The following is a 23,878-nucleotide window of genomic DNA, read 5'->3' on the forward strand; positions in this document are numbered from 1 at the left end:
GATCCTGTGACTCGTGGGACGGAAGTGGCTTCGCCGCCTATCGTGGACGGGTGCGAAAGCCGCTCCTCTCCCTGCTGGCGACCTGCGTGACCCTCCCCGCGCTGGCCGTGGCCGCCCCGGCCTCCTCCGACGTCCCGCACCGTGCCGTCGCGCGGCCGATCGCCCACACCCAGTGGGACACCGCCGCGGAGCTCCGCCGCGGGAGCTCGCGCGGCGTGGCGGTGGCCCACCAGCGTCTGGTGCTGGACGCGCCGGCCGCGCACCGGACCTACGCCGGCCGGCAGTACGACGCCGGGCGGTGGGTCTCGCCGTGGACCTCCCCCGGCTTCGGGCTCACCCAGCTGGTCTCGTCGTGGTCGGCGACCACTCCCGGCGACAGCTGGATCGAGGTCGCGGTGCGTGGGCGGGCCGCCGACGGCAGCCGGTCCTCGTGGGACGTGCTCGGGCGCTGGACGTCCGGCGACGCGTTCACCCGGCGTACGACGGTCTCCGGCCAGTCCGACGACCTCGCGTCGGTGAACGTGGACACCTGGGTGGCGTCGCAGCCGGCCGGGCTAACGTCGTACCGGCTGCGGGTGGCGCTGATGCGCCGCACCGGCGCGACCTCCGCCGGCCCCTCGGTCGACGCGATCGGCGCGATGGCCTCGCGGCTGCCCGCGGGGCCGGTCACCGCGTCGCGCCCGGGGGTCGCCCGGGGCGTGGTCCTGCACGTGCCGCGCTACTCCCAGATGGTGCACCGCGGGCACTACCCGCGCTGGGGCGGCGGCGGGGAGGCGTGGTGCTCGCCGACCTCGACGTCGATGGTGCTCGGCTACTACGGCGCACTGCCGGCCGCCTCGACGTACGCCTGGGTGCCGTCCGGGCACACCGACCCGTGGGTCGACGAGGCCGCGCGGTCGACGTACGACGCGGCCTACCAGGGCACCGGGAACTGGCCGTTCAACACGGCGTACGCCGCGCCGCTGGCCGGCCACGCCTTCGTGACCCGGCTGCGGTCGCTGCGCGAGGCGGAGCTGTTCGTGGCCGCGGGGATCCCGCTGGTCGCGTCGATCTCGTTCGGCAGCGGCGAGCTGTCCGGCGCCCCGATCTCGGCCTCGAACGGGCACCTGGTGGTGATCGTGGGCTTCCGCGCCAACGGCGACGTGGTCGTCAACGACCCGGCCGCCCCCACCCGCGCCGGGGTCCGGCGTACCTATGACCGCGGGCAGTTCGAGAACGCCTGGCTGCCCCGGTCCGGCGGCCTGGTCTACGTCATCCGCGACGACGCGCACCCGCTGCCCGGGGGTGCGCACACGAACTGGTGAGGGGGCCGGGCACTTTCCCCGGTCAGCCGGGAAAGTGCCCGCCCCTCACACCCCGTAGCCGCCGTCGACGTCCAGCTTCTGGCCCGAGATGAACCCGGCCCGGTCCGAGGCGAGGAAGCAGACCGCCTCGGCGACGTCGCTGGCGTTGCCGAAGCGGCGCATCGGGATGGCGCGCCGGGCCGCGTCGAGGGCGTCGGGCGACAGGTCGCCCGAGGAGATCAGGCGGGCGGCCATGCCGTCGGTGAGCATGCCGGGGCCGACGGCGTTGACCCGCACGCCGAACCGGCCCTCCTCGGCCGCCAGCGCTCGGACCAGCGCCTCCACGGCCGCCTTCGGGGCCGACGAGAGCCCGTCGCGGGACGGGTAGCGGGCGGTGGCGGCGGTGGTGACCGCCACGACCGACCCCTGGGTGTGCCGCAGGTGGGGCAGCGCCGGCTGGACGACGTTGAAGAAGCCGCCCGCGTCGGCGGCGAGCTGCGCGGCCATCGTGGAGGGCGCCACCGAGGAGAGGTGGACCAACGGCACGTGCGGCCCGGCCGCGTAGACCAGCGTGTGCAGGCCGCCGTACTCCTCCGAGACCGCGGTGACCACGTCGGCGGCGGCCTCGTCGCCGGTCAGGTCGAGCTCGTACGCCGAGGCCTTGACGCCCCACTCGCGAGCCGAGGCGGCGGCGCTCTCACCCGCCTCCGGACGGGACCGGTAGGTGAGCGCCACGTGCGAGCCGCGCCGGGCCAGCATCCGCACGACCGCGAGCCCGAGCCCTCCGCTGCCGCCCACCACGAGCGCGGCCCCGGAGCGGCCCGCGAAGTCGCTCACGACGCGGACGCCGAGAAGTCGACGGTGTGCCAGCCGGTGGCGCCGTCGGGGAGCACCTCGCGCTCCACGCCGGTCTGGACGAGCCCGTGCTTGTCGGTGGCGCGGACCCGCACCACGTGGTCGCCCGGGGCGACGTCCACCGACGCCGCCCACTGGACCCAGGTGTCGTCGGTGGGCGGGTGCGAGATCTCCGCCGGCTGCCAGTCACCGCCGTCCAGGGCGACCTCCACCGCCTCGATGCCGACGTGCTGGGCCCAGGCCACCCCGCCGATCCGTGCCGTTCCCGCGCTCAACTCGCCCCCCGATGCCGGTACGTCGATGCGTGAGGACAGCTTCACCGGACCGCGCTCCCCCCAGCCTCGCTCGGTCCAGTAGGCCGAGAACTGCGAGAACTGCGTGACCTCGATGTCCACCACCCACTTGCAGGCAGAAACGTACCCGTACAGGCCCGGCACGATGGTGCGAACCGGGAAGCCGTGGTCGATCGGCAGCGGCTCGCCGTTCATCGCGAGCGCGAGCATCGCGTGCTGGTTGTCGGTGAGCGCCGACAGCGGGGTGCCGCAGGTCCACCCGTCGTCGGAGGTCTGCTTGAGCGCGTCCGCGTCGGGGTGGACCCCCGCCTCGCGCAGCAGGTCGGCCAGGCGTACGCCGCTCCACCAGGCGTTGCCGATCAGCGGGCCGCCGACCGGGTTGGACACGCAGTTGAGGGTGACCCAGCCCTCGGTGAGCCGCCGGTCCAGCAGGTCCTGGTAGCTGACCACGAGCTCGCGGTCGACCATCCCGTGGATGCGCAGCTGCCAGTCGACCGGCTCGATCGCGGGCGCCACGATGGTGGTGTCGATCTTGTAGAACTCGTCGGCCGGCGTCATCCAGGGTGAGATCCCGTCGAGGCCGACCCGCGCCCGGGTCGGGACCACCGGGGAGTTCACCCCGGGCAGCCTGAGCAGCCGCCTGGTCTCCTCGACGTGCCGGCGGCCGCGGCCCACGACCCGGCCCGCCGCACCGAGCGCCGCCGCCGCGGCCGCGATCGCGGCACCGCGGAGCAGGAACGACCGCCGGGACCGGACCGCCACCGTCGGCCGCCTGCCGACCGGGTCCACCGGATCCGGCGACGCGGCCACCGGGTCCGCCAGGGCCGCCCGGCGCAGCGGCTCGGTCAGCAGCGAGAGGCAGATCAGCCAGGTCACGAAGCCCACCGCCACGGGCAGGACGTCGAGCCCCGAGGCCCCGCGCTGCGCCGAGGCCGCCGCCCCGCCCAGCACCGCAAGCGGCACGAAGACGAACAGCGGCGCCCACCAGGCCCGCGCAGCCAGCTGGCCCGCCCAGGCGAACAGCAGCCCGACCAGCACCAGGATCACCGCCACCAGGACGGTCTTGTCGTGGTGGCCCAGGACCGAGATCGCCTTCTCGGCCACCGGGCCGGGCGTGAGCCGGATGGTCTGCTCGGCCACCGCGACGACCGGCGAGTCACGGATGGTCATCGCCATCGCCACGAAGTAGCTGGTGGCGAGGCCGGCGAAGCCCGCGACCAGACCGGCCGTCGACCAGGCTCCGCGGTACGTCCTCACGGTGTCGATTGTGGCTCAGGCATGATCTGGTCGTGCCTTACAGCCCCCTTACCGTTCGCGTCGGCATCGGTACCGACGTCCACCGCCTGGTCGACGGGGTCCCCATGCACCTGGCCGGTCTCGCCTGGCCCGACGAGCCCCGGGGCCTCGAGGGCCACTCCGACGCCGACGTCGCCGCCCATGCGGCCTGCGACGCGCTGCTGTCGGCCGCCGGGCTCGGCGACCTCGGCGCCAACTTCGGTACGTCGGACCCCGCGTGGGCCGGCGCGGCCGGGTCGGCGCTGCTCGCCGAGACCGCCCGCCGGGTGCGCGACGCGGGCTTCGAGATCGGCAACGTCGCCGTGCAGGTGATCGGCAACAGCCCGCGCCTCGGCCCGCGCAAGGCCGAGGCCGAGCAGGCCCTCTCGGAGGCCGTCGGCGCACCGGTCTCGGTGTCGGCCACCACCACCGACGGGCTGGGCCTCACCGGCCGCGGCGAGGGCGTCGCCGCGATCGCGACCGCGCTCATCGCCCCCTCCGCCTGAACAGCCGTCGAGTCGGCGCAAACTCGTCGCACTTTGCGCCGACTCGACCCGATTCACGCCGGACTTCGCGCCGACTCGACTCCCTGGTCGGAGTGGGCGATGAAGCGGCAGGCGATCAGGTCCGCCACGAGCGGGTGTGCGCCGATCACGTCGGCGACGACCCGCGCGCCGGCGGCCCGCGACTCGTCCCGGGCGCGGCGGGAGAAGTGCCCGGGCGCGAGGAGGTACGGCGACACGGCGACCCCGCGGCGTACGACCTCGGCCGGACGGGGCCCGCGCCCCGAGAGCGTGGCCAGGTCGACCGGGCCGGCCCACATCTCGGCGAGCAGGGCGGTGGCGCGCCGCAGGTCCGCGTCGGCGGCGGGGTCCGTGGAGCCGGCCGCGACCATCACCACCGGCTGGCCGGGACGGGCACCGGCCTCGACCAGGCGGGCCGCCTGGGCGACGGCCAGGACCGGGTCCGGGCCGAGCGCGGGCGCCAGGCGGACCGGGTACGCCGACCGGTCGGCCGCCGCGGGCAGGTCCTGGCGCAGGTGGAACCCGGTCGAGAGCAGCAGCGGGACGACCACGCACGGACCGGTCGCCGCGGCCATCACCGAGCCGAAGGACGGCGCGCACAGCTCGACGTACGAGGTCAGCGCCGGCACCTCGAGCGTCTCCGCGCAGCGGGCGGTGAGCGCGCGGGCGACGTCGTTACCGGGCGGGTGGCGGGTGCCGTGCGCGACGGTGACCAGCGTCGTCACGTGACCACCAGCCGGTAACCGCGCTTGACCACGGTCTGCACGAGGCGGGTGCCGAGCGCGGCCCGCAGCCGGGCGACCGCCATCTCCACGGCGTGCTCGGAGCCGGCCTGGCCGCTCGGCAGCGCCGCGAGCAGCTCGGGCCGGGAGACCACGTGGCCCGGGTTCACCGCGAGCGCGTGGAGCACCGCGAGCGGAGCCGGGGACAGCCGCACCGCGACCCCGTCGAGCAGGACCCGGTCGCCGTGCAGCAGCAGCTGGTGGCCGGCCACCTCCAGCGCGGTCCCGCAGCGGCGGGCCGGCAGCTCGGTCTCCATCAGCTTGACCATCGCGGCCAGCCGGGAGCGATCCGGGCGGATCGTCGGCACGCCCCACAGCTCGAAGGCGGCCGCGGTCACCGGGCCGACACAGGTCGCGACCACGTCGGCCTGGAACGCGGCCGCCACGTCGTCGCGACGGCCGGTCACGCCGGCGGCGTCCATCAGCGCGGCGACGGCGGGCGCGGAGGTGAAGGTGACCGCGTCCAGCTTGCGCTCGGCCACCAGGTCGACCATCCGGAACATCGGCGCGGGGTCGTCGGCGCCGGCCACCCGGTAGACCGTCACGACGGTCACGTCCGCCCCCTGGCGGCGCAGCGCGTGGGCCACCATCGACAGGGACTGGCCGTGCTCCTGGACGACGATCCGGAGGCCGCTGAGGTCGCGGCCGCGCAGGTGCGCCAGCACGTCCTCGAAGCACTCCGACTCCGGCGCCCAGAGCTCCCGCAGCCCCTGGGCACGCAGCGCGCCCACGCTCTTGGGGCCGCGGGCGAGGATCTCCGCGCCCCCGACGGCCGCGACCAGCTCCCCGAGAATCCCCCAGCGCGCGGCCGCGTCGAACCACGCCTTCATCCCGACCCCGGTCGTGGCCAGGAACATGTCGACGGGACGGGCCAGCACCTCGCCGGTGGCGGCGCGCAGCTCCTCGTCGTCCACGTGGTTGGGGTCCAGCGACAGCGCCGGCGCCCACTCGACCCGGGCCCCCCGGCGTTCGAGCAGCGCGACCTGCTCGTCCACCTTGCGGGCGGCGGTCACCCCGACGAGGAACCCGTCCAGCGGGAGGGCACCGGTCATGCCGCGTCCGACTTGCGGTGCCCGACCAGCACCACGCCCTCGACCACGCGGACGTCGTACGCCGGGACCGAGACGTGCTCGTCGTCGAGGCACCTGCCGCTGCGCAGGTCGAAGGCGTGCTTGTGCATCGGGGAGGCCACGAACGGGACGTCGCCGCGGGTGCCGACGATGCCCCGCGCCAGCACCGAGGCCCGGGCGAACGGGTCGTGGTTGCCCAGCGCGTAGACGGTGTCGTCGTGGGTGCGGAAGATCGCGATCGCCTGGCCGTGCACCAGCGCGGTGGCGCCGCGCTCGACCTCGAGCTCGGCGACCCGGCAGACCGGCTGCCAGTCGTCGGTGCCGCAGGCGTGCGGGACGACCCCCGAGGTCATGGCGCCCCCACCGGGATGGTGCTGCCCAGCACCACCGGCTCCCCGGCGACCTCGGGCCTGATCTGGCCGCGCTCGGTCCCGAAGGAGATGTTGGGGTCGGGGGTGCCGGGTGCGTTCACGAAGGACACGAACCGGGCCAGCTTGTCGGGATCCTCCACGGTGGCCCTCCACTCGTCGAAGTAGGACCCGACGTGGCGGGCCATGGCGTCCTCGAGCTCGGCGCCGAGACCGAGGGAGTCGTCCACCACGACCTCGCGAACCCGGTCCAGCCCGCCGTCGAGGGAGTCGATCCAGGCGGCGGTGCGCTGCAGCCGGTCGGCGGTGCGGACGTAGTACATGAGGAACCGGTCCAGGTAGCGGACCAGTGTCTCGGTGTCGAGGTCGCCGGCGAGCAGCCGCGCGTGCGCGGGGTTCGCGCCGCCGTTGCCGCCGACGTAGAGGTTCCAGCCCTTCTCGGTGGCGATGACGCCGAAGTCCTTGCCGCGCGCCTCGGCACACTCGCGGGCGCAGCCGGAGACCCCGCCCTTGAGCTTGTGCGGCGAGCGCAGGCCCCGGTAGCGCAGCTCGAGCCGGATGGCCAGGCCGGTGGAGTCCTGGACCCCGTAGCGGCACCAGGTCGAGCCGACGCACGACTTCACCGTGCGCAGCGACTTGCCGTAGGCGTGCCCGGACTCGAAGCCGGCGTCGACGAGCCGCCGCCAGATCGCGGGCAGCTCCTCCATCCGGGCCCCGAACAGGTCGATCCGCTGGCCGCCGGTGATCTTGGTGTAGAGCCCGAAGTCGCGGGCCACCTCGCCGATCACGATCAGCTTCTCCGGGGCGATCTCGCCGCCCGGGATCCGCGGCACGACCGAGTAGGTGCCGTTGCGCTGGATGTTGGCGAGGTAGGCGTCGTTGGTGTCCTGCAGGGCGCTGGTGTCCTCGGAGAGCACGTGGCCGTTGAACTGGCTGGCCAGGATGCTGGCGATCGCCGGCTTGCAGACGTCGCAACCGCGGCCGCGGCCGTGCGCCTCGACGAGGTCGTCGAAGCGGCGGTAGCCGTGCACGGCGACGAGGTCGAAGAGCTCCTGCCGGGTCAGCGCGAAGTGCTCGCACAGGCCCCTGTCGACCACCTTCCCCTGGCCGGCGTAGTAGTCCTCGATCAGGGTCTTGACCATCGGCTTGCAGGACCCGCAGGTGCTGCCGGCCCGGGTCGTGGTCTCCTGCTCGGCCGCCGCGAGGATCTCGCCCTTGGTGACGTCGTTGCAGGAGCAGACCTGCGCCTCGTCGGGCATCGCGACGCCACCGCGTCCGTTGGCCGAGCCCGTCGAGACCCGCGCCGGGAGGATCAGCTCCTCGGGGTTGGCGGGCAGCGCGATGCCGCTGGCGACCATCGGCCGGAGCACGCCGTACGCCGAGGCGTCGCCGACCAGGATCCCGCCCAGCAGCCGGGTGCCGTCCTCGGTGACGACGAGCTTCTTGTAGACCCCGGCCACGGCGTCGGCGTAGACCAGCTCCAGCGCGCCCTCGGCGCCGGCGAAGGCGTCCCCGAAGGACGCCACGTCGACGCCGAGCAGCTTGAGCTTGGTGGACATGTCGGCGCCGGTGAAGGCCCCCGGGCCGTCGAGCAGGGCGTCGACCACGACCTCGGCCATGGCGTAGCCGGGCGCGACCAGGCCGTACATCCGACCCCCCGGCGCCGCGCACTCCCCGATCGCGAAGACCCGCGCGTCGGAGGTGCGGCACTGCTCGTCGACGAGCACCCCGCCGCGCTCGGCGACCTCGAGCCCGGCGTCCCGCGCGAGCTGGTCGCGCGGCCGGATGCCGGCCGAGAAGACCACGACGTCGGTGTCGATCACGCCGTCCGCGGTCTCCAGCGCCTGCACCCGTCCGTCGCCGGTGATCGCCCGGGTCGCCTCGCCGGTGTGCACGGTGACCCCGAGCTTCTCGATGTGGCGGACCAGCGCGGCGCCGCCGCCGTCGTCGAGCTGCACCGGCATCAGCCGCGGCGCCATCTCGACCACGTGCGTCTCGAGGCCCAGCTGGACCAGGGCGTTGGCCGCCTCCAGGCCCAGCAGCCCGCCCCCGATCACGACCCCCCGTGTCGCCGTGATCGAGGCGTCCCGGATGGCCTCGAGGTCCTCGATGGTGCGGTAGACGAAGCAGCCGTCCAGCTCGCGCCCGGGGACCGGCGGCACGAATGGCGCCGCACCGGTGGCCAGCACCAGCGCGTCGTATGCCAGCACGTCGCCGTCCGAGAGCGAGACCGTGCGCGCGTCCCGGTCCAGCCCGGTGACCGTGGTCCCGAGCACCAGCCGCACCCGCGGGTCGTCGTAGGAGCCCTCGGGGAGCAGCGAGAGCTCGTCGGCGCTGCCGGCCGCGAAGAAGGACGTGAGCGCGACCCGGTCGTACGCCGGCCGGGGCTCCTCCCCCACGACCACGACGTCGTAGGTCTCGGTGAGCCCGCGCTCGACGGCGGCCTGCACGAAGCGGTGGCCGACCATGCCGTTCCCGGCCACGACCAGCGTCCTGCGGAGGTGCGTCATGGGTGTGTCCCTTCTGGTGCGTCGACGCTAGGCCGACTGTGTTGAGGTGCTGTTTCGGCGTGTTACAGCCGTGGAAATGCTGAGATCGGGGCCGCTCGGACGCCCGCCGCGGCGGGCTCGAGCAGGTGGCGCACGACGGGGCCGCAGCCGCCGCAGCCGGTGGTGGCCCGGGTGGTGCTCCGGACCTCCTCCAGCCCGGCACACGCCCGGACCCGGCCCGCCGTCACCCCGGCGCAGGCGCACACCTCGACGTCGTCGGCGAGGTCTGCCGGCGGCGCTGCCCCGGCGCCCTCGGGCGCGAGCAGCTCGCCGGGCTCGTGGGGGCCGAGCACCGTGCGCCGGTCGTAGTGCTGGGTGATCAGGCCGACCTGCGACAGGTCGCCCACCAGCGCCGCGGCGACGATCACGCCGTCGCGGACCACGAGCCGGCGGTGGCTGCCGACCAGCGGGTTGGTCATCTCGACCACCTCGCCGTCGGTGCGCTCGGGGTCGCCGAGCACGGCGACGTCCAGGCCGGTCGCCCGCAGCCGCGCGACGGTGCGCGACCCGGCGTACTCCTCGGAGCCGCCGGCCAGCAGGGCCGCGAGCGCGGCCGCCTGCTCCCACGCGGGCGGCACGAAGCCGGTGGTGACCCCGCGCCGCTCGGCGCAGTCGCCGATCGCGTGGACGCGCTCGTCGGTGACCGAGGCCAGCCGGCCGTCGATCACCACGCCGCGGCGGACCAGCAGGCCGGCGCGCCGGGCCAGCGCGGTGGAGGGCCGGCCGCCCGCGGTGAGGACGACCAGGTCGGTCTCCAGGGTGAAGCCGTTGTCGAGGACCAACCCGTCGTCGGTCAGCCGCACCGCGCGGGTGCCGGTGTAGACCTCGGTGCCGAGGCGGCGCAGGTCGCGGGCCAGGATCCGCCCGCCGGGCGCGCCGACCTGGCGGGAGAGCAGGTGCTCGGTGCCCTCGACCACCTCGGTGGCCAGGCCGCGGACGGTCAGTGCGCGCGCGACCTGCAGGCCGAGCAGTCCACCTCCGACGACGACCGCCCTGGTCCCCGTCGGTCGAGCCTGTCGAGACCTGATCGCGGTCTCGAGCCGGTCGGCGTCCGCGAGGCTGCGGAACGCGTGCACGTTCGGGTGCAGCTGCCCGTCCATCCGGACCAGCCCGCGGATCGGCGGCAGCGTGGGGATGCTGCCGGTGGCCAGCACCAGCCGGTCGTAGCCCAGCCGCTCGTGACCCAGCCGCTCGTGCCCGGGTCGCTCCCCGTCGACCAGCATCACCTCGCGGCGGTCCCGGTCGACCTCGAGGACCCGGCAGCCGAGGCGCACCTCGACCCGCTCGGGGTCGTACGTCGGGCCGCGCAGCTCGATCGCGCCGCGGGGGTGGCTGCCCTCGAGGACGGCGCTCAGCAGGATCCGGTTGTACGCCGGCACCGGCTCGTCGCCCAGCACCGTGACGTGGCCGTCGTACCCGCGGGCGAGGAGCTCCTCGACCAGGCGGGTGGCGGCCATCCCGTTGCCGACCACGACCAGCCGTTCCCGCCTCATGCCGGGACCCCCGCCGACGTGCAGGCTGCCTCGGTGGTCGAGCGGGCCACCTCGGTGGTCGAGCGGGCTGCCTCGGTGGTCGAGCGGGCCACCTCGGTGGTCGAGCGGGCTGCCTCGGTGGTCGAGCCTGTCGAGACCACGGCCTCCACCGCGGCCGCGCACACCTTGAACTCCGGCATCCGGCTGGAGGGGTCGAGCGCGTCGTTGGTGAGCCGGTTGGCGCCGACCCAGTGGAACGGCACGAACGCGGTGTCGGGGCGGATCGTGGCCACCACCCGGGCGGGGGCGGTCATGGTGCCCCGGCGGGTGCTGACCCGGACCGGCTCGCCGTCGGTGACGCCCATCCGCCGCGTGAGCGTGGGGTGCAGCTCGACGTACGGCCCGTCGTCCGGCAGCGCACGGACCCGGCGGGTCTGGGCGCCGGACTGGTACTGCGCGAGCACCCGGCCGGTGGTCAGGTGCACCGGGAAATCGCCGCACGGCTGCTCGGCCGCGCCCCGATGCTCGACCACGTGGAACCGGGCCCGGCCGTCGGGGGTGGCGAAGGAGTCCAGGAACATCCGCGGCGTCCCCGGGTGGGCCGGCGCCGGGCAGGGCCAGAAAACCCCCTGCTCGTCGCGGATCCGGTCGTAGGTGATGCCGGAGTAGTCGGCCTTCCCGCCCGCCGAGGCCCGGCCCAGCTCGGCGAACACCTCCTCCGGGTCGGTCCCGAACGGCACCGGCGAGCCCAGCCGCTCGGCCAGCCCGTGGAGCACGTCGAGGTCGCTGCGGACCCCGTCCGGCGGGGTGAGCGCCCGCTGCCGCAGGACGACCCGGCCCTCGAGGTTGGTCAGGGTGCCGGTCTCCTCGGCCCACTGGGTCACCGGCAGCACCACGTCGGCGAGCGCGGCGGTCTCGGACAGCACGAGGTCGGCGACCACGAGCAGGTCGAGCGCCTCCAGCCGGCGCGTGACGTGGCTGGCGTTGGGGGCGGAGACGACGACGTTGCTGCCGAGGACCAGCAGCGCCTTCGGGCCCGCGTCGGTGCCGAGCGCGTCGAGCAGCTCGTACGCCGAGCGTCCCCTGCCGGGCAGCGACTCCGGGGGCACCCCCCAGACCCCGGCGATGTGCTCGCGCGCGGCCGGGTCGTCGATCATCCGGTAGCCGGGCAGCTGGTCGGCCTTCTGGCCGTGCTCGCGGCCGCCCTGGCCGTTGCCCTGCCCGGTGAGGCAGCCGTAGCCGCCGTACGGCGTGCCGCACTGGCCGAGCGCGAGCGCGACGTTGATCCAGGCCAGCACCGTGTCGGTGCCCTGGCTGTGCTGCTCGGCGCCGCGGGCGGTGAGCACCATGACCCTGCCGGCGTCCGCGAGCAGCCGGACGAGCGCGCGCAGCTCCTCGACCGGCACGCCGGTGACCCGCTCCACCCGCTCGGGCCACCAGGCGGCGACCGCCCGGCGTACCTCCTCGAAGCCGGTGGTCCGGGCGGCGACGTACGCGTTGTCGACGTGCCCGCCGGCGACCAGCAGGTGCAGGACCCCCAGCGCGAGGGCGAGGTCGGTGCCGGGGACCGGCTGGACCAGCAGGTCGGCCCGGTCAGCGGTCGGGGTGCGCCGCGGGTCGACCACGACGACCTGCCCGCCGCGCTCGCGCAGCCGGTCGAGGTGCCGGGCGGCCGGCGGCATGGTCTCGGCCAGGTTGGAGCCGACCAGGACCACCACGTCGGCCTGCTCGACGTCGGCCAGCGGGAACGGCAGCCCCCGGTCCAGGCCGAACGCGCGGGTCCCGGCGGTGGCGGCCGAGGACATGCACCAGCGGCCGTTGTAGTCGATCTGGCTGGTCGCCAGCGCGACCCTGGCGAACTTGCCCAGCTGGTAGGCCTTCTCGTTGGTCAGCCCGCCGCCGCCGAAGACCGCGACCGAGTCCGGCCCGTGCTCGGCGCGCAGCCCCCGCAGCCGGTCCGCGACCAGGTCGAGCGCCTCGTCCCACGAGCCCGGCCGCAGCTCGCCCGTCGCGCGGTCGCGCAGCAGCGGCGTGGTGAGGCGCTCGCGGTGCCCGACCAGGCCGGCGGCGTTCCAGCCCTTGCGGCACAGTGCGCCCTCGTTGACCGGGAACTCCTCCCACGCCGAGACCTCCGGCGTCCGGCGGCCCTGCAGCCGCAGGCCGCACTGCAGCGAGCAGTAGGGGCAGTGGGTCTCGGTCATGGGTGCTCCTCGGGGCTCGGGGCGAGGGTCAGATCCGGGCGTCGGCCAGGCCGGCCACCCGGGCCACGGAGGCCCTGCGGACGTAGGCGCCCCAGGTGACCACCAGGCACAGCACGTAGAAGAGGGTGAAGACCGCGAACGAGGTGCGCACCGCCTCGACCGGGTCGTCGATCCACGGCGCCCCGAAGGCCAGCGGGATCAGGAAGCCGCCGACCGCGCCGACCGCGGAGGCAATGCCGATGACCGCGGAGGACTGCCGGGTGTCCCGCTTCCAGATCACCGGGATCATCCGGAAGACCGAGCCGTTGCCGATCCCGGTCGCGGCGAACACGAACAGGAACGCGACGAGGAACCACGGGAAGACCGCCTGGTTCTCGGTGGCGATCGCCGGGTCCAGTGTCGGGTTCGGGGCCAGCCGGGCGAGCGCGGCCAGCACGGCCAGGGTGCCGAGGATCATCGCGGCGAAGGTGGCCAGGGTGACCCGGGCGCCGCCGTACTTGTCGGCGAGCCAGCCCCCGAACGGCCGGGTGAGGGAGCCGACCAGGGCGCCGAGGAAGGCGAAGTGGGCGAAGTTGATGCCGGTGCCGGCGGGCAGCGGCGTGGGCACGAAGAACTCCAGCTTGATCAGCAGCGGCAGCGCGGCGGAGTAGCCGATGAACGAGCCGAAGGTGCCGATGTAGAGCAGCGAGATCACCCAGGTGTGCCGGTGCCTGACCACCGCGGCCACGTCGCGGGCGTTGGAGCGGGCCGCGGACAGGTTGTCCATGAAGCAGAACGCCATCAGGGCCGCGACCACGGCCAGGCCGGCGTACAGGTAGCCGGCGCGCTCGAGGTGGAGGCCGCCGGTGCCGGCCGCGACCAGGCCGAAGAGCCCGGCGCCGCCGACCACGATCGGCAGGCCCAGCTGCAGCACCGCCACGCCGATGTTGCCGCCGGCCGCGTTCAGCCCGAGCGCGAGCCCCTTGCGCCGGGCCGGGTAGAAGAAGTTGATGTTCGCCATCGAGGAGGCGAAGTTGCCGCCGCCGACGCCGGCGGTGGCGGAGATCAGCACGAAGACCCAGTACGGCGTGCCCGGGTGCTGCACCGCGACCGCGAAGAGCAGCGTCGGCACGAGCAGCAGCAACGCGCTGACCACGGTCCAGTTCCGGCCGCCGAACCTCGGGACCGCGAACGTGTACGGCAGCCGCAGCAGCGAGCCGACGAGGTTCGGCACCGCGACCAGGAAGAACAGCTGCGAGACCGAGAACTCGAACCCCATCCCCGCCAGGAGCGCCGCGCTCACGCTCCAGAACAGCCAGACGGAGAAGCCGAGGTGCTCGGCGAGGATCGACCAGGTCAGGTTCCGCCGGGCGACCCGCTTGCCGCCGGCCTCCCAGAACTCGGGGTCCTCGGGACGCCAGTCGTCGATCCAGCGGCCGGTGCGGTGCCCGGTGGCTGCCGGGGTGTCGGTCACGGACATGCGGTGCTCCTGTGATCGGTGGTCGAGCGGTCACTCGGTGGTGGGTTGTCACTTGGTGGTGGGCGGTCACTCGGTGGTGGGCGGTCACTCGGTGGTCGAGCTTGTCGAGACCACTCTCGGGAGCCGAGGTTTCGCCGCCAGCGCCCCGCGGTCTCGCCGGCGTCAACTTGTCCTCACGGCCTCACAACCGGCCCGACCGCACGGCGCTGCACGGTCCGGCGAACGAGGGCGCCCGGGCCGGTCGGCGCCGGCGACCTGCTGACGGTTCGTAGAATCCGGGCATGCCCGCCGCCGTCGTGATCCTCGCCGCCGGCTCGGGCAGCCGGGTCGGCGCCGAGGTCAACAAGGTCCTGCTGCCGCTCGGGGACGCCCCGGTGCTGGCCTGGTCGGTCCGCGCCGCCCTCGCCGTCCCCGACGTACGCCGGGTGGTGCTGGTCGTGCGGCCCGGCGAGGAGGAGGCCGTGGCCGCGGCGGTCACGCCGCACCTCGGCGACCGGGAGGTGCACGTCGTCCCCGGCGGGGCCAGCCGGCACGCCTCGGAGTGGAGCGCGCTGCGGCTGCTCGCCGCCGAGATCGAGGCCGGCGCGGTCGATGTGGTGGCCATCCACGACGGCGCCCGCCCGCTGGCCGGCGCGGCCCTCTTCGAGGAGACCATCGGCGCGGCCCGTGCGCACGGCGGCGCGATCCCCGTCGTACCGCTCCCGCAGCTGCTCACCGCGTCCGCTACCGCCGTCCCCGGCGAGCTGGCCGGGGTGCAGACCCCCCAGGCGTTCCGGGCCCGCGACCTGCTGGCCGCCTACCGCCGGGCCGACGAGGAGGGCTTCGAGGGCACCGACACCGCCGCCTGTCTCGAGCGGTACGCCCACCTCGAGATCGCCGCCGTCCCCAGCACCCCCCGGAACCTGAAGATCACCTTCCCCGAGGACATCGCGCTCGCCGATCGGCTGTCGGGGGATAGTCCGTCACGTTCTGGCTGGCGCTGAGGCCTGATTCACAGCCAGAACGTGACGGACTATCCCGCGGTGAGCGCCTCCAGCACCCGCACGTCCTCCTCCGAGGCCACCCGGCGGCCGGCGGGCGGGGCCTCGACGAGCTCGACGGGGAAGCGCTCACGCAGGGCGGCGACCAGGGTGGCGAAGTCCAGGGACGGCAGGCCGTCGAGGGCGGCCACGACCGCGGCCGGCAGGACCACCGGCGAGGTGACCGAGACCAGCGTGCTCCGGTCCACCGTCTCGCCCACGAGGTGGTCCGCGACCGACTTCACGGTGTCGGTGACCGGGCGGCAGCCGACCACGACGACGTCGCGCTCGACCGCGGTGGCCAGGCAGCCGGCGATGAACGGGGCGGGCGTCATCGGGCAGAGCGCGTCGTGCAGCACGACCGGCTCCCCGGAGTCGACCAGGCCGGCCCACTCGGTGCCGAGGTCGACCGGGGTCACCCCCGCGTCGCCGAGCGCCCAGGACGCGCAGGCCACCAGGGCCTCACCATGGATCAGGGTGAACGGCAGGGAGCCCCGGCCCTCCTCCACCACCGACCCGAGTGCGGGCGGCGGCTCCGGGACGTCGTACGAATCGTGACTCATGGCGCCCACAACGTATGACGTCCGCCGCCGCCCCGGCAGGGCACCCTCGCCGAGGACCCCGGAAATGCGACGAGCCCCCGGGATGATCCCGGGGGCTCGTCGGTGTGGTTCAGGAGGCGAGGACCTCGTCGAGGATGGCCTCGGCCTTGTCCTCGTTGGTGTGCTCGGCCAGGGCCAGCTCCGAGACGAGGATCTGGCGCGCCTTGGCGAGCATCCGCTTCTCGCCGGCCGACAGGCCGCGGTCCCGCTCGCGGCGCCACAGGTCACGGACCACCTCCGCGACCTTCATGACGTCGCCGCTGTGCAGCTTCTCGAGGTTCGCCTTGTAGCGACGCGACCAGTTGGTCGGTTCCTCGACGTGCGCGGCGCGGAGGACGTCGAACACGCGGTCGAGACCCTCCTTGTCAACGACGTCGCGAACCCCGACCAGGTCGAGGTTGCAGGCCGGAACTCGTACGACGAGGTCCTGCTGGGCGACGATCCGCAGAACGAGGTACTGCCGGTCCTCCCCCTTGATCGTCCGCATCTCGATGTCCTCGATGACTGCGGCTCCGTGATTCGGGTAAACAACCGTTTCGCCGACGGTGAAAGTCATGTGTCAAGTACCCCTTCCTAGGTGACTAGTCTAACACGTCTTCGAAGGAGCTCCTTCGGCGTTTGTGCAGGTCAGAGCCACAATGCGGGCTTGACAGATCCACCAGTGGTGTGGTGGGCGGCGTCCGCAGGGCGGGGCTCGGCCACCCCGGGAGGGTCGAATACCGCCGCCGATCGCCCCGGTGCCCGATACTTCCGGGCATGGCCATCATCAAGCGCGCCCGCACCAGGGGGGCCAGGCCCGGGGACGGCTCCGGGCCCACCCCGGAGCCCGCGGCGGGCTCGCCCGCCGCGCCGGCCGGGGACGCGCCGGCCACCGGTGGGCCGCCGGCCCCACAGCCGGCCGCGCAGCCGGAGAGCACCGACCCGACCCCCGCCGCACCCCAGCGCCGGGCACCCCGCCGCGCCCGGCGCCGATCGCTGACCAGCGCCTGGCCGTTCCAGCTGCTGCGCGCCGCCCACCCGCGGCAGGCGCTGCTGACCGCGGCCGGGCTGGGTATCGCCGCCGCCCTGGACGGCCGTCCGCTCCGTGAGATCGGCCTGGTCGTCGCGACGGTGCTGGTCGGGCAGGCGGTGCTCGGCTGGCACAACGACCTCGTCGACCGTGCCCGCGACCTGCGCCACGACACCGCGGGCAAGCCGGTGGCGCAGGGTCTCCTCGACCCCGGCACGGTGTGGTTCTCGCTCATCTGCGGCGTGCTGCTCGTCGTCCCGCTCTCGGTCAACAACGGCGTCACCGCCGGCAGCGCCTACCTGATCGCGCTGGTGATCGGGCTGCTCGGCAACGTGGTGCTCCGCCGCGGGCTGCTCTCCTGGCTGCCGTGGGCTGCGTCGTACGCCCTGTTCCCCGCGTTCCTGTCGTACGGCGGGTGGGGCGGCGACGCGACCGGCAACCCGCCGGAGATCTCGATCACCGTGCTGGCCGCCCTGCTCGGCGTCGGCGCCCACTTCCTGCGCTCCCTGCCCGGGCTGGTGGCCGACCACGAGGACGGCTGGCGGAGCCTGCCGCTGCGAGTCGCGCTGCGGACCGGGGCGACCAGGCTGCTGGTGATCTCGCTGGTGTGGACCGGGCTGGTCCTGGCCGGGCTGCTGGTCACCGGCAGCCTGGTCGGCCTCGACCAGTAGCGACCGGCGGCGCGCCCGGCACGGGCGCGGGAACCCCCCGGTGACCGGCCCCGGGGGTCCCGTCCACGACCGCTAGGCTGTGCGCGAACCGTGCACCGCACACCGCCGTACCGGCGCCGCCGACAGCCGGCCGCCGATGACCTGCGAAGGCCTTGAGAATGCACCTGCGACGCAACTCCCGCCGCACGCTCCGCCGTTCCGTGGCGCTGTCCCTGGGTGGCCTCGTGCTCGCCACCCCGCTGCTGACGGCGTGCGGGTTCAACTACGCGACCGACCGGGTCTACACGCCCGCGTCGGGGGTCAACAACCGCGACGCCTCGGTCGACGTGCTCGGCGCCGTGATCGTGTCCGGGCAGGACGACTCGGGCACCTTCATCGCCACCTTCACCAACAACAGCACCGAGGAGAAGGCCACCGTCGAGTCGCTGGCCGGCGCGGGCGGCAACACCATCCAGGCCGAGTCGTTCTCGCCGATCAAGATCGACGAGGGCGGCCTGGTCAACCTCGCCACCGACGGGGGCATCCCGGTCTCGGGCACGTTCACCGCGGGCAACTTCGTGCCGGTCACCGTGACCTTCGGCGACGGCGAGCGGGTCGAGATGAAGGTGCCGGTCGTCCCGGACGACTCCGGTGACTACGCCGGCCTCGACTCCTCCAGCGCCTCGCCCACCGAGTCCCCCTCCGAGACGCCGTCGGAGAGCTCCACGGAGTCGCCGTCGGAGTCCCCGTCCGCTTCCGCCTCGGAGTGACCATGACGCACACCCTCGTCCTGCTCCGCCACGGCGAGAGCGACTGGAACGCCAAGAACCTGTTCACCGGCTGGGTCGACGTGGCCCTCACCGAGAAGGGCGAGGCCGAGGCCGTCCGAGGCGGCGAGCAGATGCGCGAGGCGGACCTGCTCCCCGATGTCGTGCACACCTCCCTCCAGCGCCGCGCGATCAACACCGCCGGGCTCGCGCTGGACGCCGCCGACCGGCACTGGATCCCGGTGCGGCGCTCGTGGCGGCTCAACGAGCGCCACTACGGCGCCCTGCAGGGCAAGGACAAGAAGCAGACGTTGGAGCAGTACGGCGAGGAGCAGTTCATGCTGTGGCGCCGCAGCTTCGACGTGCCGCCGCCCCCGCTCGAGGACGACAGCGAGTTCTCCCAGGTGGGCGACCCGCGGTACGCCGACCTCGGCGACGAGATGCCCCGGACCGAGTGCCTCAAGGACGTCATCGCGCGGATGCTGCCCTACTGGGAGTCCGGCATCGTGCCCGACCTGCGGGACGGGAAGACCGTGCTGGTCGCCGCGCACGGCAACAGCCTGCGCGCGATCGTGAAGCACCTCGACCAGATCAGCGACGAGGACATCGCCGGGCTGAACATCCCCACCGGCATGCCGCTGGTCTACCGCCTCGACGGCGACCTGCGCCCGACGGTCCCCGGCGGCGAGTACCTCGACCCCGAGGCCGCCGCCGCTGCCGCCGCCGCCGTGGCCAACCAGGGTCGCTGAGCAGGAGCGAGCGAGGTCGCTGGGCAGGAGCGGGCGAGGAACGAGCTCGCTCCGTGGGCTCAGCGAGATCGAGCAAGCCCCGCGACCGAGGAACGAGGTCGCGACGGGCGCGCCGAGATCCGGCTGGCCAGGCACGAGCACGCTCGCTCCGCGGGCTCAGCGAGCCGCCACCGCGGGGTAGTCCGGCACGTTCCGGCTGTGAGAACAGCGTTTCCAACAGCCGGAACGTGCCGGACTACCCCAACGAAAGAGCTCAGACGTCGACCGCGCGCGGGTTCTGCCCGGTGACCACGAAGACCACCCGGTTGGCCACCGACACCGCGTGGTCGGCGATTCGCTCGTAGTAGCGGCCCAGCAGGGCGATGTCGACGGCCGCCTCGACGCCGTGGCTCCAGTCGTCGGAGAGCAGCTCGGTGAACGACGTGCGCCGCAGCTGGTCCATCTCCTCGTCGTCGCGGCCGAGCTCGATGGCCGCCTCGACGTCGCGCCCGGTGATGATCTGCAGCAGCTGCGCGACCATGTCCTCGGCGACCTCGGCCATCCGCGACATGGTGGGGCGCACCTCCTCCGGGACGGCGACGTGCGGGGTGCGGAGCCGTGCGATCTTGGCGACGTGCACCGACAGGTCACCCATCCGCTCGAGCTCGCTCACCATCCGCAGCGCCGCGACGATCGTGCGCAGGTCGCCGGCGACCGGCTGCTGCAGCGACAGCAGAGAGAACGCCTTGTCCTCGACCCGCTCGCGGGCGCGGTCGATGTCGACGTCGGCGCTGATCACCCGCTCGGCGGTCTCGGCGTCGCCGGTGAGCAGCGCGGACGTCGCCAGGCGTACGGCGTCCTCCACCCGGCCGGCGATGCCGCTGAGGTCGTCGAAAACGGAGTCGAGCTCTTCATGGAAAACGTCACGCATAGGAGAGAGCCTAGGTGCAGCAGGTGACGAGCCGGGGCCGGAGCATGAACGCGCGGTGAACGTTGCGAAGCCCGCGCCCGCTGGGCCAACGCCGGGTGAATGCCTGCGTACTCTGGTGCCGTGGATCCGACGACGCAGGCATTTCTGGCTGCGATCATCGGGGCGATCGTCGCCGGCGGCGCCGTGCTCGCGTGGCACGTCAGCGACCGGCAGCAGCACCACGCGGCCCCCGTGGAGGAGCCCGTTCTCCCCCCGGGTGTGGCCACCGTCCTGTCCGTGCTGCGCAGCAGCGCCGTCGTCGTGGACGACACCGAGACGGTCCTGAAGGCCAGCGCCCCGGCGTACGCCCTCGGCCTGGTGCGCGGCACCTCCCTGTCCTCCGAGGAGCTCGCCGACCTGGTCCGCCAGGTCCGCCGCGACGGGCAGATCCGCGAGACCGAGATCCTGATGTCGCGGCACGGGCTGCCCGCCCGGCACGTCACCGCCCGGGTCGCCCCGCTCGGCTCGCGGCTGGTCCTCGCTCTGGTGGAGGACCGCACCCGGGAACGCCGGGTGGAGGCGGTACGCCGCGACTTCGTGGCCAACGTGAGCCACGAGCTGAAGACCCCGGTGGGCGCGATCCGGCTGCTGGCCGAGGCGGTCAACGACGCCGCCGAGGATCCCGAGGCGGTCAAGCGGTTCGCCGGGCGGATGCTCACCGAGAGCGACCGGCTCTCCCGGCTGGTGCAGCAGGTGATCGAGCTGTCCCGGCTCCAGGGCGACGACCCGCTCGAGGCGCCGATGCCGGTCTCGGTCGACGACGTGATCGCCGTGGCCGTCGACACCTCCGCGATCGACGCGGACTCCAAGCGGATCTCCATCGTCACCGGCGGGGTGACCGGCCTCGAGGTGTTCGGCAGCGAGGAGCAGGTCACCGCGGCGGTCGCGAACCTGGTGGCGAACGCCGTCTCCTACTCCGACAGCGACTCCACCGTCCTGGTCACCACGAAGGCCGACGAGGGCAACGTGGAGATCTCCGTGGTCGACCAGGGCATCGGCATCCCCGAGCGCGAGATCGACCGGATCTTCGAGCGTTTCTACCGGGTCGACCCGGCCCGCCACCGGTCCACCGGCGGCACCGGGCTCGGCCTCTCGATCGTCAAGCACGTCGCCGCCACCCACGGTGGCGACGTCCGAGTGTGGTCGGTGGAGGGCCAGGGCTCTACATTCACCCTGACGCTCCCCCGCAGGAACCAGGAGGCAGGCCGGTGACCCGCGTACTCGTCGTGGAGGACGAAGAGAGCTACAGCGAGGCTCTCGCGTACATGCTGCGCAAGGAGGGCTTCGAGGTGGCGATCGCCGCCACCGGCAACGACGCCCTCACCGAGTTCGACCGCAACGGCGCGGACATCGTGCTGCTCGACCTGATGCTGCCCGGCATCCCCGGCACCGAGGTGTGCCGCCAGATCCGGCAGACCTCGAGCGTGCCGGTGATCATGGTGAGCGCGAAGGACGACGAGGTCGACAAGGTGGTCGGCCTCGAGCTCGGCGCCGACGACTACGTCACCAAGCCGTACTCCCCCCGCGAGCTGGTCGCCCGCATCCGCGCGGTGCTCCGCCGCGGCGCCGTGGACGCCGACCTCGAGCCGCCGACGCTCGAGGCCGGCCCGGTCCGGATGGACGTCGAGCGGCACGTGGTGACCGTGGATGGCCAGGAGCAGCGGCTGCCGCTCAAGGAGTTCGAGCTGCTGGAGATGTTCCTGCGCAACCCCGGCCGGGTGCTCACCCGCGGGCAGCTGATCGACCGGGTCTGGGGCTCGGACTACGTCGGCGACACCAAGACCCTCGACGTGCACGTGAAGCGGCTGCGCGCCAAGCTGGAGCCGGACCCGGGCGAGCCGAAGTACCTCGTCACCGTGCGGGGGCTGGGCTACAAGCTGGACCTGTGAGGGGCGGGCACTTTCACCGGGCTGACCGGTGAAAGTGGCACTTGTCAGGGGGTAGACCACCTGACAAGTGCCTGTTTCCCCCGACGGGTGCCCCGGCCGAGCAGACTGGCCGGATCTCACGCAACGACGTCCGGAAACCGCGTGTCAGCTGTCGGTGGCGCTTCCTAGGCTGGGCCGGTGACCAGTACGACGACCACCGCCCCCGCACGCACCGGGGCGCCGACCCCGCCCACCTGGCTGCCGGTCGCCGCCGTGGCGGTGACGCTGCTGCTGTGGGCCTCGGCGTTCGTCGCGATCCGCCACCTCGGTCACGACTTCTCCCCCGGCGCGCTGTCGCTGGGCCGGCTGCTGGTCGGCGCGCTGTGCCTCGGGGTGGTGGCGCTGGGCCGGGGCCTGCCGCGGCCGAGCCGGCGCGACCTGCTCTCGCTGGTGATCATCGGCGTGCTCTGGTTCGGCGTCTACAACGTGGCCCTCAACGAGGGCGAACGCCGCGTCGACGCCGGCACCGCCGCGATGCTGATCCAGGTCTCGCCGGTGCTGATCGCGCTGCTGGCCGCGCTGTTCCTCTCCGAGCGGTTCACGATCTACCTCGCGGTCGGTCTCGCGCTGGCCTTCGGCGGGGTGGCGCTGATCGGCCTGTCGACCTCCCCGGGTGGCAACCGGGACGTCCTCGGGGTCGTGCTCTGCGTGGTCAGCGCGGTCGTCTACTCGGTCAGCGTGATCCTGCAGAAGCCGCTGATGTCCCGGCTCCAGGCCGTCCACGTGGTCTGGCTGGCCTGCACCGTCGGCGCGATCGCCTGCCTGCCGTTCCTCGGCGACCTGGTCCGCGAGACCGCCGACGCGCCCGCGTCCTCGATCGCTTGGGTGGTCTACCTCGGGGTGTTCCCCACGGCCATCGCGTTCACGACGTACGCCTTCGCGCTCACCCACATGAACGCCAGCAGCCTGGGCGTGACCACCTACCTGGTGCCCCCGCTGACCATCGTGATGGGGCTGCTGTTCCTCGGCGAGGCACCGCCCGCGATGGCGTACGCCGGGGGCGCGCTCGCCCTGGTCGGCGTCGCCGTGGCGCGACGCAAGCCGCGGACGATCGCGCAGGAGCCCGCACCGGTCACGTGACGGCTGCCATGCTGGCCCGGTGAACGTCGTCGCGGACGTGCTCGTGGGCCTGGTGGCCGCGCTGCACCTGTACTTCCTGGTCCTCGAGATGTTCCTGTGGACCACCCCCACCGGGCGACGCATCTTCGGACTGGATCCCGACTTCGCCGAGCGGAGCAGGGCGCTCGCGGCCAACCAGGGCCTCTACAACGGTTTCCTGGTCGCCGGCCTGGTGTGGGGACTGGTCGCGGACCGGACCGACGTGCAGGTGTTCTTCCTGGGCTGCGTCGTCGTCGCCGGTGTCTTCGGCGCGGCGACGGTCAACCGGCGGATCCTGCTGGTGCAGGCACTCCCGGGCGCCGTGGCGCTGGCCGCCGTGCTGCTCAGCCGCTGAGCCCGAACCACGGCAGGCAGGGCCCGAGCCCGGCCACCTCCACCCGGTGGCCCCGGGCCGCCCAGACGTCCCGGGTCAGCCGCAGGTGCTGGAGCTCCACGACGCCGGCGGGCGAGTCGGTGCGGCTGACGCCGTTCTCGACGTACCCGAGCCGGCGCGAGACCCCCCGCGATGCGGCGTTGTCCGGGACCGCGGCGGAGATCGCGGCGACGGCGCCGAGGTGACCGAAGGCGAGGCCGAGCACGGCGCTGCGCATCGCGACCCCGAGGCCCTGCCCGCGTACGGCGACGGCCAGCCACGAACCGGTGTCCACGGTCCGCAGCACCGGGAAGTCGTCCCCCTCCAGCGACTGCAACCCGACCAGCCGGCCGTCGTGCTCGACCGCCAGGTCCAGGCACCACGAGGCCGGGGACCAGGTCCCGCGGGAGCGCCAGATGCCCTGCGCGAACAGCCGTTGCCGGTCCCGATCCGCGTCGAGGCCGCCGAACCGCTCGGCGCGCGGGTCGAGGTCGAAGTCGTCGGGGAAGATCGTGGCCAGCGCCGGCAGGTCGGCGTCGGTGACCGGGCGCAGCGTCACCGGCCCGCAGCGCAGGCGCAGGTCGAACAGCGGCCACTCCATGG

Annotated in this window: 23 protein-coding genes; 10 read left to right on the forward strand and 13 right to left on the reverse strand. The window is 73.8% G+C overall.

The window, feature by feature from the left end; translation table 11 throughout:
* The first annotated feature begins 50 nt into the window (after positions 1 to 50).
* Complete coding sequence (locus tag ABD268_RS02195; protein WP_344146887.1) at positions 51 to 1,304, forward strand: C39 family peptidase; 1,254 nt, start codon at positions 51 to 53, stop codon at positions 1,302 to 1,304.
* 45 nt (positions 1,305 to 1,349) lie between these two features.
* Here the strand turns inward: ABD268_RS02195 and ABD268_RS02200 are convergent, their stop codons facing one another.
* On the reverse strand, positions 1,350 to 2,120 hold the full coding sequence (locus ABD268_RS02200; RefSeq protein ID WP_344146890.1) for an SDR family NAD(P)-dependent oxidoreductase: 771 nt from the start codon (positions 2,118 to 2,120) through the stop codon (positions 1,350 to 1,352).
* On the reverse strand, positions 2,117 to 3,688 hold the full coding sequence (locus ABD268_RS02205) for a molybdopterin-dependent oxidoreductase (protein WP_344146893.1): 1,572 nt from the start codon (positions 3,686 to 3,688) through the stop codon (positions 2,117 to 2,119). The genes ABD268_RS02200 and ABD268_RS02205 overlap by 4 nt, the downstream gene beginning before the upstream one ends.
* A gap of 32 nt (positions 3,689 to 3,720) precedes the next feature.
* Here ABD268_RS02205 and ispF point away from each other — a divergent pair, with 32 nt between their 5' ends.
* Entirely contained in the window at positions 3,721 to 4,212 is a 492-nt protein-coding gene (ispF, locus tag ABD268_RS02210; protein WP_344146896.1) for a 2-C-methyl-D-erythritol 2,4-cyclodiphosphate synthase, read from the forward strand.
* A 53-nt stretch (positions 4,213 to 4,265) separates the two neighbouring features.
* Here the strand turns inward: ispF and ABD268_RS02215 are convergent, their stop codons facing one another.
* The 7 genes from ABD268_RS02215 to ABD268_RS02245 all read right to left on the reverse strand — a co-directional run bounded on the left by ABD268_RS02215 (position 4,266) and on the right by ABD268_RS02245 (position 14,131).
* A complete protein-coding gene (locus ABD268_RS02215) occupies positions 4,266 to 4,955 on the reverse strand; it encodes a sirohydrochlorin chelatase (protein WP_344146899.1) in 690 nt (229 codons plus the stop codon).
* Positions 4,952 to 6,064: a uroporphyrinogen-III synthase gene (locus ABD268_RS02220; protein ID WP_344146902.1), complete on the reverse strand. Its 1,113-nt coding sequence runs from the start codon at positions 6,062 to 6,064 to the stop codon at positions 4,952 to 4,954. Before ABD268_RS02220 ends, ABD268_RS02215 begins: the two co-directional genes overlap by 4 nt.
* Complete coding sequence (nirD, locus tag ABD268_RS02225) at positions 6,061 to 6,435, reverse strand: nitrite reductase small subunit NirD (protein ID WP_344146905.1); 375 nt, start codon at positions 6,433 to 6,435, stop codon at positions 6,061 to 6,063. The genes ABD268_RS02220 and nirD overlap by 4 nt, the downstream gene beginning before the upstream one ends.
* Entirely contained in the window at positions 6,432 to 8,960 is a 2,529-nt protein-coding gene (nirB, locus tag ABD268_RS02230) for a nitrite reductase large subunit NirB (protein ID WP_344146908.1), read from the reverse strand. Before nirB ends, nirD begins: the two co-directional genes overlap by 4 nt.
* 62 nt (positions 8,961 to 9,022) lie before the next feature.
* Positions 9,023 to 10,492 (reverse strand): FAD-dependent oxidoreductase, encoded by a 1,470-nt coding sequence (locus ABD268_RS02235; RefSeq protein ID WP_344146911.1) that lies wholly within the window; start codon positions 10,490 to 10,492, stop codon positions 9,023 to 9,025.
* The gene (locus ABD268_RS02240) at positions 10,489 to 12,672 is read right to left on the reverse strand and encodes a molybdopterin oxidoreductase family protein (RefSeq protein ID WP_344146914.1); all 2,184 of its coding nucleotides are present in this window, start codon (positions 12,670 to 12,672) and stop codon (positions 10,489 to 10,491) included. Before ABD268_RS02240 ends, ABD268_RS02235 begins: the two co-directional genes overlap by 4 nt.
* Positions 12,673 to 12,700: 28 nt before the next feature.
* On the reverse strand, positions 12,701 to 14,131 hold the full coding sequence (locus ABD268_RS02245) for an MFS transporter (protein WP_344146917.1): 1,431 nt from the start codon (positions 14,129 to 14,131) through the stop codon (positions 12,701 to 12,703).
* 281 nt (positions 14,132 to 14,412) lie between these two features.
* Here ABD268_RS02245 and ABD268_RS02250 point away from each other — a divergent pair, with 281 nt between their 5' ends.
* Entirely contained in the window at positions 14,413 to 15,114 is a 702-nt protein-coding gene (locus tag ABD268_RS02250; protein ID WP_344146920.1) for an IspD/TarI family cytidylyltransferase, read from the forward strand.
* 29 nt (positions 15,115 to 15,143) lie between these two features.
* Here the strand turns inward: ABD268_RS02250 and ABD268_RS02255 are convergent, their stop codons facing one another.
* On the reverse strand, positions 15,144 to 15,713 hold the full coding sequence (locus ABD268_RS02255; RefSeq protein ID WP_344146923.1) for a 2-C-methyl-D-erythritol 4-phosphate cytidylyltransferase: 570 nt from the start codon (positions 15,711 to 15,713) through the stop codon (positions 15,144 to 15,146).
* Positions 15,714 to 15,822: 109 nt separating this feature from the next.
* A complete protein-coding gene (locus tag ABD268_RS02260) occupies positions 15,823 to 16,308 on the reverse strand; it encodes a CarD family transcriptional regulator (protein WP_125037520.1) in 486 nt (161 codons plus the stop codon).
* A 200-nt stretch (positions 16,309 to 16,508) separates the two neighbouring features.
* Between ABD268_RS02260 and ABD268_RS02265 the strand changes: the two genes are divergently transcribed.
* The 3 genes from ABD268_RS02265 to ABD268_RS02275 all read left to right on the forward strand — a co-directional run bounded on the left by ABD268_RS02265 (position 16,509) and on the right by ABD268_RS02275 (position 18,927).
* Positions 16,509 to 17,432 carry a UbiA prenyltransferase family protein gene (locus ABD268_RS02265; RefSeq protein ID WP_344146930.1) on the forward strand — a complete coding sequence of 308 codons (924 nt, stop codon included), beginning with the start codon at positions 16,509 to 16,511 and terminating at the stop codon, positions 17,430 to 17,432.
* Between the two features lie 158 nt (positions 17,433 to 17,590).
* Positions 17,591 to 18,181, forward strand: coding sequence for a hypothetical protein (locus ABD268_RS02270; protein WP_344146932.1), 591 nt, complete (start codon positions 17,591 to 17,593; stop codon positions 18,179 to 18,181).
* 2 nt (positions 18,182 to 18,183) lie between these two features.
* The gene (locus tag ABD268_RS02275) at positions 18,184 to 18,927 is read left to right on the forward strand and encodes a phosphoglyceromutase (protein WP_344146935.1); all 744 of its coding nucleotides are present in this window, start codon (positions 18,184 to 18,186) and stop codon (positions 18,925 to 18,927) included.
* 253 nt (positions 18,928 to 19,180) lie between these two features.
* Here the strand turns inward: ABD268_RS02275 and phoU are convergent, their stop codons facing one another.
* Positions 19,181 to 19,837, reverse strand: coding sequence for a phosphate signaling complex protein PhoU (gene phoU, locus ABD268_RS02280; protein WP_344146937.1), 657 nt, complete (start codon positions 19,835 to 19,837; stop codon positions 19,181 to 19,183).
* Positions 19,838 to 19,957: 120 nt separating this feature from the next.
* On the opposite strand from phoU, the gene ABD268_RS02285 reads away from it, so the two are divergent.
* From ABD268_RS02285 to ABD268_RS02300, 4 genes are all read left to right on the forward strand, one after another.
* Positions 19,958 to 21,088 carry a sensor histidine kinase gene (locus tag ABD268_RS02285; RefSeq protein WP_344146940.1) on the forward strand — a complete coding sequence of 377 codons (1,131 nt, stop codon included), beginning with the start codon at positions 19,958 to 19,960 and terminating at the stop codon, positions 21,086 to 21,088.
* A complete protein-coding gene (locus ABD268_RS02290) occupies positions 21,085 to 21,765 on the forward strand; it encodes a response regulator (protein WP_344146943.1) in 681 nt (226 codons plus the stop codon). Before ABD268_RS02285 ends, ABD268_RS02290 begins: the two co-directional genes overlap by 4 nt.
* Positions 21,766 to 21,942: 177 nt before the next feature.
* Positions 21,943 to 22,884 carry a DMT family transporter gene (locus tag ABD268_RS02295; protein WP_344146945.1) on the forward strand — a complete coding sequence of 314 codons (942 nt, stop codon included), beginning with the start codon at positions 21,943 to 21,945 and terminating at the stop codon, positions 22,882 to 22,884.
* A gap of 19 nt (positions 22,885 to 22,903) precedes the next feature.
* On the forward strand, positions 22,904 to 23,257 hold the full coding sequence (locus tag ABD268_RS02300; protein ID WP_344146948.1) for a DUF1304 domain-containing protein: 354 nt from the start codon (positions 22,904 to 22,906) through the stop codon (positions 23,255 to 23,257).
* Here the strand turns inward: ABD268_RS02300 and ABD268_RS02305 are convergent.
* Positions 23,247 to 23,876 (reverse strand): GNAT family N-acetyltransferase, encoded by a 630-nt coding sequence (locus ABD268_RS02305; protein WP_344146951.1) that lies wholly within the window; start codon positions 23,874 to 23,876, stop codon positions 23,247 to 23,249. The two genes, ABD268_RS02300 and ABD268_RS02305, sit on opposite strands and share 11 nt — an antisense overlap.
* Positions 23,877 to 23,878 lie beyond the last annotated feature (2 nt).

Origin of the sequence: Nocardioides koreensis (assembly GCF_039531775.1) — a bacterium.
Taxonomy (GTDB): Bacteria; Actinomycetota; Actinomycetes; order Propionibacteriales; family Nocardioidaceae; genus Nocardioides; species Nocardioides koreensis.